The organism is Enterococcus sp. AMC1251 (assembly GCF_058216535.1).
Window position 1 is genome coordinate 2,448,319 of the sequence record NZ_CM177098.1, and the last position, 14,923, is coordinate 2,463,241.

14 protein-coding genes and 2 tRNA genes are annotated in these 14,923 nt (G+C 35.8%); 1 reads left to right on the forward strand and 15 read right to left on the reverse strand.

What is annotated here, in order from left to right:
- Positions 1-31 precede the first annotated feature (31 nt).
- A complete protein-coding gene (locus AC4BBR_RS11535; RefSeq protein WP_490459679.1) occupies positions 32-739 on the reverse strand; it encodes a GntR family transcriptional regulator in 708 nt (235 codons plus the stop codon).
- A gap of 256 nt (positions 740-995) precedes the next feature.
- Positions 996-5,243, reverse strand: a complete 4,248-nt coding sequence (locus tag AC4BBR_RS11540) for an acyl-CoA dehydratase activase-related protein (RefSeq protein WP_490459680.1) — start codon at positions 5,241-5,243, stop codon at positions 996-998.
- Positions 5,244-5,435: 192 nt separating this feature from the next.
- Here AC4BBR_RS11540 and AC4BBR_RS11545 point away from each other — a divergent pair, with 192 nt between their 5' ends.
- Positions 5,436-6,044 (forward strand): TetR/AcrR family transcriptional regulator, encoded by a 609-nt coding sequence (locus AC4BBR_RS11545; RefSeq protein WP_490459681.1) that lies wholly within the window; start codon positions 5,436-5,438, stop codon positions 6,042-6,044.
- Between the two features lie 128 nt (positions 6,045-6,172).
- Here the strand turns inward: AC4BBR_RS11545 and AC4BBR_RS11550 are convergent, their stop codons facing one another.
- From AC4BBR_RS11550 to AC4BBR_RS11610, 13 genes are all read right to left on the reverse strand, one after another.
- Entirely contained in the window at positions 6,173-6,358 is a 186-nt protein-coding gene (locus tag AC4BBR_RS11550; RefSeq protein ID WP_490459682.1) for a hypothetical protein, read from the reverse strand.
- A gap of 124 nt (positions 6,359-6,482) precedes the next feature.
- Positions 6,483-6,554, reverse strand: a tRNA-Gln gene (locus AC4BBR_RS11555).
- Positions 6,555-6,565: 11 nt separating this feature from the next.
- A tRNA-Tyr gene (locus tag AC4BBR_RS11560) sits at positions 6,566-6,646 on the reverse strand.
- A gap of 90 nt (positions 6,647-6,736) precedes the next feature.
- Positions 6,737-6,970, reverse strand: a complete 234-nt coding sequence (locus AC4BBR_RS11565; protein WP_490459683.1) for a DUF2969 domain-containing protein — start codon at positions 6,968-6,970, stop codon at positions 6,737-6,739.
- A 140-nt stretch (positions 6,971-7,110) separates the two neighbouring features.
- Positions 7,111-7,965, reverse strand: coding sequence for a hypothetical protein (locus AC4BBR_RS11570; RefSeq protein ID WP_490459684.1), 855 nt, complete (start codon positions 7,963-7,965; stop codon positions 7,111-7,113).
- A gap of 18 nt (positions 7,966-7,983) precedes the next feature.
- Positions 7,984-8,709: a class D sortase gene (locus tag AC4BBR_RS11575; RefSeq protein ID WP_490459685.1), complete on the reverse strand. Its 726-nt coding sequence runs from the start codon at positions 8,707-8,709 to the stop codon at positions 7,984-7,986.
- 1 nt (position 8,710) lies between these two features.
- Positions 8,711-9,289 (reverse strand): hypothetical protein, encoded by a 579-nt coding sequence (locus AC4BBR_RS11580; protein ID WP_490459686.1) that lies wholly within the window; start codon positions 9,287-9,289, stop codon positions 8,711-8,713.
- A 242-nt stretch (positions 9,290-9,531) separates the two neighbouring features.
- The gene (locus AC4BBR_RS11585) at positions 9,532-10,185 is read right to left on the reverse strand and encodes a CBS domain-containing protein (RefSeq protein ID WP_490459687.1); all 654 of its coding nucleotides are present in this window, start codon (positions 10,183-10,185) and stop codon (positions 9,532-9,534) included.
- A gap of 4 nt (positions 10,186-10,189) precedes the next feature.
- Positions 10,190-10,891, reverse strand: coding sequence for an ABC transporter ATP-binding protein (locus AC4BBR_RS11590; RefSeq protein ID WP_490459688.1), 702 nt, complete (start codon positions 10,889-10,891; stop codon positions 10,190-10,192).
- Positions 10,891-11,667: an ABC transporter ATP-binding protein gene (locus AC4BBR_RS11595; RefSeq protein ID WP_490459689.1), complete on the reverse strand. Its 777-nt coding sequence runs from the start codon at positions 11,665-11,667 to the stop codon at positions 10,891-10,893. Before AC4BBR_RS11595 ends, AC4BBR_RS11590 begins: the two co-directional genes overlap by 1 nt.
- Positions 11,648-12,616 (reverse strand): branched-chain amino acid ABC transporter permease, encoded by a 969-nt coding sequence (locus AC4BBR_RS11600; RefSeq protein ID WP_490459690.1) that lies wholly within the window; start codon positions 12,614-12,616, stop codon positions 11,648-11,650. Before AC4BBR_RS11600 ends, AC4BBR_RS11595 begins: the two co-directional genes overlap by 20 nt.
- A gap of 9 nt (positions 12,617-12,625) precedes the next feature.
- Positions 12,626-13,504, reverse strand: coding sequence for a branched-chain amino acid ABC transporter permease (locus AC4BBR_RS11605; protein ID WP_490459691.1), 879 nt, complete (start codon positions 13,502-13,504; stop codon positions 12,626-12,628).
- A gap of 107 nt (positions 13,505-13,611) precedes the next feature.
- On the reverse strand, positions 13,612-14,778 hold the full coding sequence (locus AC4BBR_RS11610) for an ABC transporter substrate-binding protein (RefSeq protein WP_490459692.1): 1,167 nt from the start codon (positions 14,776-14,778) through the stop codon (positions 13,612-13,614).
- Positions 14,779-14,923: the final 145 nt, after the last annotated feature.

A 14,923-nucleotide genomic window follows, 5' to 3' on the forward strand; every position in this document is an offset into this window, starting at 1 on the left:
GTTATGTTCCTGTCACGTTCATTTTTTTCATTTATTTTTCTAAATAAAATTCAAAACGGTTTCCTACATATTGTGTTCTTACATATTCAAACGGTTCCCCATTTTCAAAATAAGAAATTTGGCGTAAACGCAAAATAGCGTCTCCACGTTTTATTTTTAAATACTCTGCAATTTGTTCTGAGGCTAGCATAGCTGAGATCGTTTGATTCGCATGACCAATTTTGTTGCCACCTTTTTCTTCCAAGGTTTTATAAAAAGAGTTTGTAATTTCCATTTTGCTATATTGATCCACTAATGAGTAAGGGATACTCGCAATTTCAAAACATATTGGGACATCATCGGCAAACCGGATTCGCTCCATTCGTACGATTTGTTCATTTTCTTTCAAATTTAGCTTTTCCATCTCGCTAGAACTTGGTTTAGCTACATAATAAGACACGGTACGACTAGACGGAACTCGATTTTGAGAAAGCATAATATCCGTAAAACTAGTTGTTCCCGTCATTTTTTCTTGGACTTTTTTACGAGCAACGTAAGTTCCAGAACCAATTTTCCGTTCCAAAATCCCCTCATCAGCAAGTGTTTGAATCGCTTGTCTTAGCGTCATTCGACTAACATTAAACTGGGTTGAAAGCTCACGTTCTGATGGAAGCCTGTCTCCAATCTTCCAAACACCATGCTCAATGTCTTCTTTTATTTTATCGTGAATTTGAATATAAACTGGCAAACTTGACACCATCTTATTTCCTCCTTTTTATTCCCCTCCATTATAACTGGTATATACCTCATAAACAACCAAAAGTTCCAAAATATAAGAAAGGAAACGTTTATACATTCACTTTGGTACACTTCAGGTAAAATTCAAAGCTATTTGCAAAAAATGAGTGAGGCTGAAACATAACTCTTCTCTCACAACCTCACTCTAAATCCAAATAAATAGTAAAATCATCTCTCTTATTTTTCGAAACTAGGGCTTTTACTTCAACCTCTTATCTTTAAGAGCGAATTTTTTCTTCGTCCAACATTTTATTAGCTGTTGCCATCATCAAGCGAATACGATTCAACTGATTCACTAGTGATACACCTGGATCATAATCAATTGGCGCAATGTTAGCTTTAGGATATTGGCGACGCAACTCTTTCGTTACACCTTTACCCACAACATGGTTTGGTAAACAGCCAAATGGTTGCATACACACAATATTATTTACATCTGCTTTTAGTAACTCAATCATTTCTCCTGTTAAGAACCATCCTTCACCCGTATGGTTACCGATTGAAAGAATTTTCCCAGCGTCCTCTGCCAATTCATGAATAGAGCTCAGACCTTCAAAACGTTTAGAGTTTCTTAATGCCTTATCCATTGGTTTTTCAACATATTCAATAATCCGAATAGCAAATTGAGCTAAATTTTTACTTTTTTTAGACATACCCATATTGTCATATTTCCAAATTTGATTATAGAGAGAATAATTCATAAAGCCGATAATATCTGGCACAACTGCTTCCGCTCCTTCAGCTTCTAACAATCGAACGATATCGTTATTCGCAGTTGGAGAGTATTTCACCAATATTTCGCCAACGATACCAACTTTTGGTTTCTTCACTTCATTTAGTGGAATTCCATCAAATTCTTTGATAATTTTTTTCATATTTCGATTAAATAAGCTCAGTGAGCCATTGCGAACATTTTTTTCAATTTGTTTCAACCATTTTGCATGTAGTGCATCAATCATACCAACTTCGGTTTCATACGGTCGTGTTCGATAGACAACCCGTTCGAACAAATCTCCATATAAAAAGGCTACAGCAACTCGTTTCAACATCGGTAATGTAAACTTGAAACCAGGATTAGACTCTACCCCTTTATTTCCCATCGAAACCGAAACCACTGGAACTTGTGGAAATCCTGCATCGTTCAAAGCCTTTCTAAGTAAAGGAATGTAGTTCGTTGCACGACAACCACCACCTGTTTGCGTCATCATGACACTCACGTGATCTAAATCATATTCTCCACTTTCAAGTGCTTCAACTAATTGTCCGATGGAGATAATTGCTGGATAACAGGAATCATTGTTCACGTACTTCAAGCCAACATTTACCGCTTCACGATCATCTGCTGGTAAACAAACCACGTTATAGCCAGAAGCTTTTAAAGCGACATCAACTAATCCGGATTGATGGATTGGACTAAGCATTGGTAATAGTAGCGTATGCGTCTTTTTCATTTCCTTAGTAAAAACAATTTTTTCTGGCTCTTCGTGTTGCAGTTTTGGCTCAAAATTCATTTTTTCTCGCTCACCGACTGCTGCTTTCAAGGAACGTAAACGAATGCGAATTGCCCCTAAATTTGATCCTTCATCGATTTTCAAGACTGTATAAATTTTTCCATACTGATCCATGATTTCTTCTACTTGATCGGTCGTGACTGCATCTAAGCCACAACCAAATGAATTTAGTTGAACGAGCTCAAGATTTTTAGATTTTGCTACAACACGTGCTGCCGCATATAAACGTGAATGATACACCCATTGATTGACCACACGTAAGTTGCCAACATCACTTAAATGAGAAATACAATCTTCTGTCAATACATGGAAGCCTTCTTGCGTAATTACATCAGCGATACCATGATTAATTTCAGGATCTAAATGGTAAGGTCGTCCAGATAAGACAATGCCTTTTTCGCCTTTTTGATTCAACATCACCAAGGTTTCTTCCCCTTTATTGCGAACATCTTCTTTAAAGGCATCCAATTCTTCATAGCCATGACGCAAAGCTTGAGTAACCTGTCCTGCTGAGATACCGAGATCCGCAAATGTTTCACTTAATACTTTCGCTACAGATGCTTCATTGGCTAAATTGATATAAGGATTGCGATAATCCACATTTCCATCACGGATATCATCTACATTATTGCGAATAACATCTGGATAACTTTGTACAATTGGACAATTAAAATGATTATCCGCCTCAGCCGATTCTTGTCGCTCAAAAACGACTCCAGGATAAAAAATCATCGGTACTTTTGAATCAATTAATGCTTGAATATGACCATGCGAAATTTTCGCTGGGTAACACGCTGTATCACTCGGTATCGTCTCCATACCTTTTTCATATAGTTCTTTATTCGAGCGAGGTGATAATTCTACTCTAAAACCTAAATCAGTGAAAAATGTATGCCACAGCGGATAATTTTCGTACATGTTTAAAACACGTGGAATTCCAATTCTGCCATATATAGCATCTTTTTCTTTCAATGGACGATATTTAAATAGTTTTCGGTATTTATAATCGACTAAATTAACTTTGCGATCTTCTTTTTTCACTTTGATTCTAGCACCACGTTCACAACGATTTCCTGTAACAAATTGACGACCATCAGAAAAAATCGTCACTGTCATCATACAATTGTTTTCGCAAAGACCACAGTGAGTGAATTCTTTATCTGCTGTAAAAGTATCCAATTCTTCGAGTCCAAGTGTTGTTGTTTCTTCCCCTAATTCATAATTTTCTAGCGCAATCAAGGCAGCTCCATAAGCCCCCATCAAACCGGCGATAGACGGACGAACAACTTCTCTTTCACTAATAGTTTCAAAAGCTCTTAAAACAGCTTCATTATAAAACGTTCCACCTTGGCAAACAATTTTTTCACCTAATTCTTCTGGACGACGAACTTTGATTACTTTATAAATTGCATTTTTAATTACCGAGTACGACAATCCAGCTGAAATATCCCCAACTGAAGCACCTTCTTTTTGGACTTGTTTTACTTTTGAATTCATAAATACTGTACAACGCGAACCTAGATCAACGGGTGCTTTAGAATTTAACGCTTCTAGAGCAAAGTTTTTAACATCAAAGTTCAATGATTTTGCAAACGTTTCAATAAACGAACCGCAACCAGAAGAACAAGCTTCATTCAATTGAATGGAAGATAATACGCCATCTTTAATCGTCATTGCCTTCATATCTTGCCCGCCGATATCTAAAATGAAATCAACCCCTGGCTGAAAATGATTCGCCGCTTTGTAATGAGCCATAGTTTCAACTTCACCGATATCAACTTTCAGCGCATTTTTGATCAAGTGCTCTCCATATCCTGTAACAGCAGCTTTCCCAATAAATACCTCTTTGGGTAATTGATGATATAAATCTTTTAAGACGCTCATGGTTGTCTCTAAAGGTTGCCCTTGATTGTTTCCGTAAAATGAAAATAGTAGATTTCCTTCTTCGTCAATCAAAGTAACTTTCGTTGTCGTGGAACCAGCATCGATTCCTAAGAAAGCTACACCTCGATGTTCAGATAACGGTTTTTCTTGCGCCTTTGCTTGATTATGACGTTCTCTAAATTCTTTTAGTTCTGATTCATTTTGAAACAACGGCTCTAACGTATCCGTTGGTTTTAATTGTTCTTGATCTCCTTTGGTCAAGCGGTGAATCAATTCAGTTAACGTCGTTAGATTTGCGCCTTCAGAATAAATCGCAGCACCCATTGCTACAAAAAGTTGTGGGTTTTCTGGAAAAATTACGTCTTCTGGTTTCACATCTAAAGTTTCAATGAACCGTTTTCTAAGTTCAGACATGAAGAAAAGCGGTCCACCTAAAAAAGCAATTTTTCCTTTAATTTTCCGTCCTGCGGCAAGTCCTGCGATTGTTTGGTTTACTACCGCTTGAAAAATACTTGCTGAAATATCCTCTTTAGCTGCCCCTTCGTTAATTAGAGGCTGAACATCCGTCTTAGCGAAAACACCACATCTAGATGCTATCGGATAAATTGTTTGATAGTTTTTAGCTAGTTCATTAACACCATTCGCATCTGTTTTTAACAAAACCGCCATTTGATCGATAAATGCACCTGTTCCTCCCGCACAACTGCCATTCATTCGTTGTTCTAACGCACCTTCAAAAAAGGTAATCTTTGCATCTTCACCACCAAGTTCAATAGCTACATCTGTCTCGGGAATAATTTCTTCTACTGTTTTTGTACAGGCGATCACTTCTTGAACAAAAGAAATATTCAGAACATCTGCCAGTCCCATACCACCTGAACCTGTGATCGTCATTGTAATGGGCGTTTCTTCCCCTAATTCAACCATCGCTTCATTTAAAATTTTTTCGGTTGCTGCTTTCACATCCGAATAATGTCTTTCGTATTTGGCAAATTTTGTACAATTTTTTTCGTCAATAATTACTAATTTCACAGTTGTCGAACCAACGTCTATTCCTGCTCTTAATGTCATAAGTTTGATCTCCTTAATTTTCATATCCTTTTATTTCACAACACTTTGTTGATTATCCTACAGGGTGTCTGATATAATACTTATGTATATTTTAGAAAGATTCTAATTTAATTGCAACAGGCAAAACACCCAATTTTGTGAGATAAGCAACAAACTTTCAAGAACTGTTGATTATTTCGAAAGGAATTTTTTATGTCAAAGAAAACAGATCTTCGGGTAATGAGAACACGCAAGATGATTATCGAAGCATTTTTTCATTTAGTGGAGGAAAAAGGGTATGATGATATAACGATTCAAGATATTGCGGATGAGGCAATGATTAATCGAGCAACCTTTTATGCTCATTTCAAAGACAAGCAAGATCTTTATGAACAAATTTTTGATTTTGCAATCAATGCCTTTACATCCGTTATTGATGCAGAGCAGATTATTGTCAGCAATCGGATCAAAGTCAAACAAATTGAATTCCTACTGACAAACATCTACATTAATATCCAAAAAAACAGAAATTTCTTCATGACAATTATGGATGGCAGTTCAAATGAGTTATTAAGAAAGAAGTTAGCAGATATTATTTATGAAAAGTACGCTGATATCTTTTCCAAGCTAAAAATCACAGAAAATGATATTGAAGTGCCAATTGATTTTATCATCGAATATATGACCTCCATATTTATCGGTACCCTTCATTGGTGGATCACAAGTGACACTGACATGTCTCCTAACCATTTAGCCAGACTTGTTATTAAACTAGTTGGAAATGGTCACTTAACTGTTTTAGGGCTTGAAATAGACAAGTAATACTTTTTTAAAATGAAATAATCTGAAACCAAAAAAATGAGCCGACCCCCAAAAGTTAGATGAACCTAACTTTTGGGGGTCTCTAAAAAACGATGTTCTTTCAGACTATACTTTATTCATTAAAAAATTTAATGGTTTTTCGCACGCCATTTTTTTGTATGAGCTGTATCTCTAGCAGATACTACTTGAATTCCTTTGGCTTTGGCCCCATTTTTCTTTTTTGAAAAAAGATTTACTTTAACATCATACTTCCCTTCACGTGCTATGTCGTAAACTTTTTCAGCTGTTTCAGTTATTTTCTCTTTGATATTCATTCGATTCACTCCTCATGCTTTTTCATTCACTTTATCACATATTTCCAAAAAAGAGAACAAAAGTTACTATCCATTTTTTAGTCAAAAAAAAACAACTCCATCAGAGTTGTTCTAATCAAAAAAACTGGGGTAGCTGGATTCGAACCAACGCATGACAGGATCAAAACCTGTTGCCTTACCGCTTGGCTATACCCCAATAGGTTAAAATGGAGGAAAGTGGATTCGAACCACTGAACCCTAAGGAACGGATTTACAGTCCGTCGCGTTTAGCCACTTCGCTATTCCTCCAAAAGGTTTTAGTAAAAAACCTGACTTAGTTATAATACAAAACTTTCGACTAAAATGCAAGTCTTTTCCGGAAAAAAATTGTTATTTATTTTAATCGTTTAAATTCCACTGACGAATGATGTATTCAATTGCTTCATCCAGCGTTTTCACAGTGGCTTCATTGCGTCCATCGATCACTATAGCAAATTTTTTTGTATCTTGTGCTAAGACTTGACCGATTTCTTTTTTGCCGATCGTTAAGGTACTTACAGTGATTGTTTCACCATTTACTTTTTTTTCTGCTTCTTCTATTTTTACTTCTATATCTTTATTTTTCTTTGACATCGTCATCCCTCCAAACATCTATGGTATCACGTTACGTAAAAAAAAGAAAGTGGACAAAACTTGATATGCTTTGTGCCACTTTCGTTTATTTTAACAAGAATTAATATATTTCTATTTTGAATCCTTAGATTTTTTATCATTTAAGCACTAAATAGTTGTTTTCTCTTGATCTCGCTATATACGCCGCAAATAATTCCTGCTGCAATAGAAACCAACCCAATAATAATAAACAACCACAAAAAACTCGATAGATAGGTTTGAATAAAATCATACATTGCTTTCGATTGAATACTTAATCTTTTTAAAAAACCTTGTATTAAAATTATTGTAGGAACAACAACCATCATCAATCCACTGCCCACCCAAATATAAGACCAGTATCTTAATAAACGATGGAAATAGCCTCTTAATGAAGAATAGAGAGAGAAGCTTAATAGCGCCCATAAAACTCCACAAATAACCATAAAAATGACTAATTTTGATTGATAATTCATAACTTTTCTTCCATAGGAAACTAAAAACGGCAATTCAGTATAACCTTTGTAGATTGTTACAGCCTTATCCGAAAGTCCTACTACAGCTTGCTCAGATTCTGGCGTTATCGGAATGTTCTTTTCCGTCATATAAGCTGTAATTGCTTTAGAGACAGTATCGTGGATCTTTTTTTCATCAGAAATCGAATATTTTGTCCCTGTATTGTACATTGCTTTAAAATATGCATTTACATCCGTCTTTACTAATTCTTTCTTAATTGATTGATTCAAAACACCTTCTGGAATATTACTTCCCAAAGCGCTATTTTCGATTTGACGATTGATTTCATCCGTTAACTCTGAATAATAATCTGCTTTGGCTGCTTGTTTTGCAATATAATTTTCACTGAATAGAGTAAGTCTGAATGTCAATAAAATCAAAAATGCGAATAAAAATACAGAAGATAAAAAAGCAATAAAAAATCGAGAGATGACTTTCATTAAATGACCGTGATTTTTCATCTGACTGTTTTTCCTCCTTTATGACTTTTCATCGATGATTGGTCCAGATACATAGTCTGCTGAAACAAAAACACGTTCTGGTGTTAAACCAATCGCATCTAATGGATAACAAGTATAAAGGATCAGTGACCTTTTTGATTGGTCGCCTAATTTTGTATTGACCTCTGGATCTTTATAATCAGCAACTTTCACTTCTGTTACTCGATACGTATAATCACCGTAATGCGTCTGAATATTTACTTCGTCTCCAGGTTCTAAGTAATATATTTTCCCAAATGAGGGCAAATTATGCCCGCCGATCAACGTTGTTCCAAGATCTCCTGGAATCATACTACCGATGTATTGTCCTGCGCCTAAACGCAAAATGTCTTCGCTATCTCCGTAATATAATGGTTCATTAATTCCGACTTTATCGATTATTACCTCACCAAACTGATCTCCTCCTACTGGATAGACCATATTTGAAGAAGATAACTCTCCTTTTTCAGACACTTCCATCCCAGTTGCAACTGCTTCAGTTGACTTTTTGCCTGATAATGTTTGCTCCTTTTTTTCATTTCTTTTTTCAAAAAGATTCGTTCCTTTTTGATCAAACGAAGGAGCATCATTTAGTGAGATCAATTCAACTGCTGAAGAAGCGAAGTTAATGACAGGTGCACCAATTATGTAAATAATGAGATAACCAAAAAACATAAAGAGAAGAGGCACGTAAATAAATGCCCCTACTCTTTTTAATTGTTTCATATTATGCTAATTTATTCTTTCTGCTCATAAATACTGCACCTGCTGCAGCTACGATCAATGAGCCAAAAGTAATACCGCTTAACGCGTAATTTGATCCTGTATTTTTAACTGGTGTTCCAGTTTTGTATACAGGTGCACCTGTAGTATCAGTGATTGTCACTGCAGAGTAGGTTCCACCAGCTCCAAAAGTAATTTTCACACCTACAGCATTTCCAGCAGCAATAACATAATTTTGTAATTGAGAAATTACGTTAGCTGGCAATAGTCTAAGCGCATCTCCAAGTGAATTAGCGCCTGATGCATTAACAGATACACCTTCAACTAAAGTGCGAGCTGCTTGAATGTTTTTAACTGCTTCATCCGCTTGAGCTTGTGTTAAATCAACACGCTTTAAGTGATTAGAAGCTGCATTTGTCTCAGCAGCAGCAAAATTGAATTTTTTACCACCGATAGTAACACCAGCATTCAATTCGTTAAGTACAGACTGCTCAGTCGCTGAAATAGCTCCATCAGCTGAAACTGGCGTTGCAAAACTCAACACTGCTACAACAGCAATAATAAATCCGATAACTTTTTTCATTTTCATTCCTCCTATCTTAAATATTTATAATCAATTACAGAATGTCTGTAAAAATTATACCTACAACAACCCCTATTGTTTAGAGGACATACTGAAAGAATATTAAAGGAGTTTGGACACTTTAATATTCTTTCCTGACACAAAAGACTTATGCTTTACTATATAAAATTATCATATGCTTCTATAATAGTCAAACTGTTTTCAGAAAAATATCTCTTCATATTCTTGTCATTATCAACTATTTATATTTTTTTCGAGATAAATATTGCTTCAAAAACATCATATTCAGCTTGTTTCAAGATTTTCTCAATTTGTTGGGTTTCTCGACTTTCTATCTGTAACTCAATAATCGTTTCTAGCTCTTTACGGTTTACGACAACAGTTAAAATGCTAAAATCATTATCCGCTAATAATTTAGTAATATCTGCTAAAATCCCTTTATGATCTTCTGGAATACGTAATTGAACTCTAGTACCGCCATCATTGTAGCCAGTGATTTTTAAAAATGCATCGAAAATATCATTATTGGTTATAATTCCAACCAAGTTCTGATTTGAATTAACAACAGGCAACACTCCAATGTTATTTTGGCGCATTTGGAAAATCCCATCTTCCAAAGAGGCTTCTGGCTTGATTGTCCGAACATCTTTTACCATTATGTCTGCTACTGTTGTCTTGTTTAATAGGTAATTCACTTCATAAACACTTAAACTTGTCGCTTTCGATGGCATTGCTGATTGAATCGTTCCTTCTGTAATCAAACCAATAACTTGATCTCCTTTGACAACTGGTAAACGATGGATATTGTTTTTTTTCATCAAGTCTACTGCGTCAAAAATTTTCATTTCTGGTTGAGCAACGACTAAACTTTTTGTCATAAAATCACTTACGCTCATGCTATTAACCTCCTAGATATGCCTTTTTCACTTCTTCACTTTCTAACAAATCCTTACCTGGGCCGCTTAAAACAACTTTTCCTGTTTCTAAAACATAGCCTCGGTCAGCTATTGACAAAGCCATTTTTGCATTCTGTTCAATCAATAAAATTGTTGTGCCTTGATTGTTAATTTCTTGGATGATATTAAAAATTTCTTGAATAAAAATCGGTGCTAATCCCATTGACGGTTCATCTAACAATAGCAATTTTGGTTTAGACATAAGTGCTCTACCCATTGCTAGCATCTGTTGTTCTCCGCCAGATAAAGTTGAAGCATCTTGATTTTTACGTTCTTTTAGAATAGGAAACCGTTCAAAAATCATATCGTAGTCTTTTTTTAGTTCGCTATCTTTACGTAAAAATGCACCCATTTCTAAGTTTTCCTGAACAGTTAAGCCAGAAAAAACATGACGACCTTCTGGTACTTGGCATAGCCCTGCTGCGACAATTTTTTGCGGAACCATTTTGTGGATTGGTTGTCCATCAAATGTGATTGTCCCATTTGATGGACGATTTAATCCAGAAATCGTTCTTAAAATCGTTGTTTTTCCCGCACCGTTGGCACCGATTAATGAAACGATTTCTCCTTGTTCTACATTAAAATTTACCTCACGAACCGCTTGGATCACACCATAATGAACGGATAAATTTTCAATTGTTAACATTATAGTTCACCTCCAAGATATGCTTCGATCACGCGCGGATCGTTCTTAATCGCTTCTGGATTGCCTTCAGCAATAATTCTGCCATATTCTAAAACATAAATTCTTTGACAAACATCCATGACTAAACTCATATCATGTTCAATCAAAACGATTGTAATTTGAAATTCTTTTTGGATTTTTCTAATTAGTTCTGTTAAATCGACAGTTTCCTGTGGATTCATCCCTGCTGCCGGTTCATCTAAAAATAAAACTTTCGGCTGTGTCGCTAGAGCACGTACAATTTCTAAGCGTCGTTGTTCCCCATAGGGAAGATTTTTCGCTAATGTCTGAACTTTCTTTTCTAAACCAAAGATTGCCAAAAGTTCTAGTACTTTCTTTTCCATCTCCTCTTCTTTTTTATAAAAAGTAGGTAAACGTAAAATACTAGAAAGAATGCCTTCTTTATTTTTACTATTCATTGCGATTAGCACATTATCCATCACTGTTAGGTCTTTGAATAAACGAATATTTTGAAAGGTTCTACTTAATCCCATATCAGCAATTTTATAAGGTTTCATACCATTTAACACATGTTTTTCATCTAGAATATCTAATGTTACTGTTCCTTCACTTGGTTCATAAACACCTGTTAGAAGGTTAAATAATGTCGTTTTACCCGCACCGTTTGGACCAATCAATCCAATCAGTTCATTTGTTTCTAAAGTAAGATTGACGTTTGAAACAGCAGCAAGTCCGCCGAAGTTTTTAGTTAAATTGCTAACGTTCAATAGAGGCATTTGATTTATCCTCCTTTTTATTGAATAATTTTTTTACGGAAAATTCCCATGTTCCAAGCAATCCGCCTGGTTTAAAAATCATGATGATGATTAGCGCTAATGCATAGATAATCATTCTAAGAGCACCTGCATCTTGTAAAAACATGTTCAAAATACCTAATACGATTGCTGAGATGAATGTTCCTGTGACACTACCAATTCCACCGAAAACGACAATGATCAAAATATCGATTGATTTCATAAAACCAAAATCTTTCGGTGCAATGGTTTGAACATAACTTGAATAAATTGCACCCGCAACACTTGCAGTGATAGCACCTATAACAAAGGCAGCGACTTTATATTTTGTCGTATTTACGCCCATTGATTCAGCGGCAATCTCATCTTCTCTAATCGCCATTGTCGCACGTCCCGGACCGCTGTGAATAAAATTAACAATAATTAATGTCACAATCACTACGAAGCCAAAGACCATAGGCCAGCTTACCATAGGCGGAATACCAAATATTCCCGCAGGACCGTTTGTTATATCTTTCATATTAATAATAATAATTCGGATAATCTCAGAAATTCCGAGAGTTGCAATCGCTAAGTAATCCCCTTTTAATCTCAAGGTTGGAATACCAACAATCAACGCTACTACTCCAGATAAAACGATTCCTAGTAAAATTCCGCTGAAAAAACCGCCCATCGTTGGATATTTTACTGACATGATTGCCGCACTATATGCACCGATCGCCATAAATCCAGCATGTCCTAAAGAAAACTGACCTGAAAAACCAATGATCAAATTTAATCCCAATGCCAACATAATATTAATCCCTATGGTAATCAAGGTATATTCCGTAAACGGTGTAATTACACCTGTTACGTATAGTACATAAATAAAAGCATAAGCAAGAGCGGCAATTAAAAGCCAAACTACATTATATTTCAAATTCTTTTTCATGCTTACCACCTACACTTTCTCTTTGATGTTCTTGCCAAGAATACCTGCTGGACGAATCAATAAAATAATAATTAATAATGCGTAAACCACCGCATCTTTATAATCTGAAAAACCAAGTGCAATCGTAATCGTTTCTAATAATCCAATCACAAAACCGCCAAGAGCAGCTCCTGGTATGATTCCAATTCCACCTAAAACAGCCGCAACGAATGATTTAAGCCCAGGAACAACGCCCATCATTGGATCGATAGAATTATAATAAAGTCCTATTAGCATACCTGCCGCAGCTGCCAAGGCAGAGCCCAAAGCAAATGTAAATGAAATCGTACGATTGACATTGATACCCATCAACTGTGCTGCATCTGCGTCAACAGAAACGGCACGCATCGCCTTTCCCATCTTTGTCTTTTTAACGATCAATTGCAATGCTATCATCAATACTAATGAAATAACTAAAATAAGAACTTGAATATTTGAAATTTGGATAAAACCTAGTTGATAATTCTTAAAAGCGATTGCTTGAGGAAATGATTTTTTTTCAGGTCCTAACCAGTAAATCATTCCGTTTTGTAGCAAAAACGACACACCAATCGCTGTGATCAACGCAGAGATTCTTGTTGATTTTCTTAATGGTCGGTACGCTAAAAATTCAATTACTACACCGATCACAGCAGCTCCAACCATCGATAAAATCAATGCTGAAAAAAAACCTAAGCTTAATTTATTGATAAAGAAATACCCCATAAATCCACCCAACATATAGATTTCTCCATGGGCAAAGTTAATCAATTTAATAATGCCGTAAACCATGGTATACCCTAAAGCTAATAACGCATAAATACTACCTAGAAAAAGTCCATTTACTAGTTGTTGGATAACTATTTCCATGTTTATCACTTCCAATATTTTAGAATAATTGTTCTTTGATTAAAAAAAGAGGATGAACAAAATGTGGATCCTTGTCTCACCCTCTTTACGTTGTATATAAATAGTTTCTAAGGATTTACCGCATCCGCAGATGTTTCTTTTCCTTCAGTTAACCCTAATACTACAGCCGATTTTTCAGGATTATGGTCTTTATCCATAGTCATTTTTCCTGTTACACCAACAAAGTCTTTTAACGAGGCTAATCCTTCTGTGATATCTTTTGAATCAGCTGAATCTTTGTCTTCCATTGCTTGTTTTAACATGTAAACAGAATCATACCCCAACGCGTTAAAGGCAGATGGTTGTTTATTATATTTTTTCTTAAAAGCTTCTACAAATGGTTTTACCTTATCTGTAGCAGGGGCTTTATCTGAAAAGTGCCCTGTGTAATAAACATCAGAAACATTTTTTGCTCCTGCAATTTCGACTAATTTTTCATCGCCGAATCCATCAGCACCAAGAATTGGCTTGTCGATACCCATTTCACGTGCTTGTTTGATAATCAAGCCTGCTTCAGCATAGTAACCTGGGATATAGATTGCGTCGTAATCTAGGTCCTTAATTTTTGTCAGGATTGCTTGGAAATCTTTATCGCCAGCTGTGAATGTTTCTTCTTTGGCGATTTTGCCTTTAAAGGTATCTTTGAATGATTTTGTTAACCCGATTGCATAATCACTTGAATTATCGCCAATAATAACAACATCTTTCGCTTTCAAATGATCTTGTGCAAAATTCGCTAAAATAACCCCTTGAAAAGTGTCTTGGAAGCAAGCTCTGAAAATATACTCTTGTACTGTATCGTTTACGACAGTGATACTATCATCTGTACCAGAAGGTGTAATTGCTGGAACCGCTGCTTTTGTCATATTAGGAATGGTCGCTTTTGTCGCACCAGATGTTGCTGGACCAACGACTGCGACAACTTTATCTTTCGAAGTTAGATTGGCAGCAACAGAGGTCGCTTCCCCATTTTCTGATTTATTATCTTTTCCGACTAATTCCAATTTCTTCCCAAGAACACCACCTGCTTCGTTGATCTCTTCAACAGCCAGTTTAATTCCTTCTTTTTCGGCATTCCCATACGCTGAAACATCCCCGGAAAGTTCCATGTTCATTCCAATTTTGATCGTATCACCTTCAACCTTATTTCCATCACCGCTTGCGCCTCCACCAGCTGCTGGACCGCATGCTGCCAATAAAAATAGACTAGCAAATAAAAAACTAAATTTTTTCATAGTATAACCCCCATTAGTTTAAAAGCTGATCGTTTTAACTGTCTCTGACAGAAAAATAAGAAAACAGAATTTAGTGTTTTTCACTTTGATTCACTTCATTTTTACCTAGATAAGTTAGTACGAAAAGCTAGATAATTCTCTTCGT

What these genes read in the sequence shown, in the direction of transcription:
- AC4BBR_RS11535 (WP_490459679.1), bottom strand. Translation starts at nt 739, where the DNA reads ATGGTGTCAAGTTTGCCAGTTTATATTCAAATTCACGATAAAATAAAA.
- AC4BBR_RS11540 (WP_490459680.1), bottom strand. Translation starts at nt 5,243, where the DNA reads ATGACATTAAGAGCAGGAATAGACGTTGGTTCGACAACTGTGAAATTA.
- AC4BBR_RS11545 (WP_490459681.1), top strand. Translation starts at nt 5,436, where the DNA reads ATGTCAAAGAAAACAGATCTTCGGGTAATGAGAACACGCAAGATGATT.
- AC4BBR_RS11550 (WP_490459682.1), bottom strand. Translation starts at nt 6,358, where the DNA reads ATGAATATCAAAGAGAAAATAACTGAAACAGCTGAAAAAGTTTACGAC.
- AC4BBR_RS11565 (WP_490459683.1), bottom strand. Translation starts at nt 6,970, where the DNA reads ATGTCAAAGAAAAATAAAGATATAGAAGTAAAAATAGAAGAAGCAGAA.
- AC4BBR_RS11570 (WP_490459684.1), bottom strand. Translation starts at nt 7,965, where the DNA reads ATGAAAAATCACGGTCATTTAATGAAAGTCATCTCTCGATTTTTTATT.
- AC4BBR_RS11575 (WP_490459685.1), bottom strand. Translation starts at nt 8,709, where the DNA reads ATGAAACAATTAAAAAGAGTAGGGGCATTTATTTACGTGCCTCTTCTC.
- AC4BBR_RS11580 (WP_490459686.1), bottom strand. Translation starts at nt 9,289, where the DNA reads ATGAAAAAAGTTATCGGATTTATTATTGCTGTTGTAGCAGTGTTGAGT.
- AC4BBR_RS11585 (WP_490459687.1), bottom strand. Translation starts at nt 10,185, where the DNA reads ATGAGCGTAAGTGATTTTATGACAAAAAGTTTAGTCGTTGCTCAACCA.
- AC4BBR_RS11590 (WP_490459688.1), bottom strand. Translation starts at nt 10,891, where the DNA reads ATGTTAACAATTGAAAATTTATCCGTTCATTATGGTGTGATCCAAGCG.
- AC4BBR_RS11595 (WP_490459689.1), bottom strand. Translation starts at nt 11,667, where the DNA reads ATGCCTCTATTGAACGTTAGCAATTTAACTAAAAACTTCGGCGGACTT.
- AC4BBR_RS11600 (WP_490459690.1), bottom strand. Translation starts at nt 12,616, where the DNA reads ATGAAAAAGAATTTGAAATATAATGTAGTTTGGCTTTTAATTGCCGCT.
- AC4BBR_RS11605 (WP_490459691.1), bottom strand. Translation starts at nt 13,504, where the DNA reads ATGGAAATAGTTATCCAACAACTAGTAAATGGACTTTTTCTAGGTAGT.
- AC4BBR_RS11610 (WP_490459692.1), bottom strand. Translation starts at nt 14,778, where the DNA reads ATGAAAAAATTTAGTTTTTTATTTGCTAGTCTATTTTTATTGGCAGCA.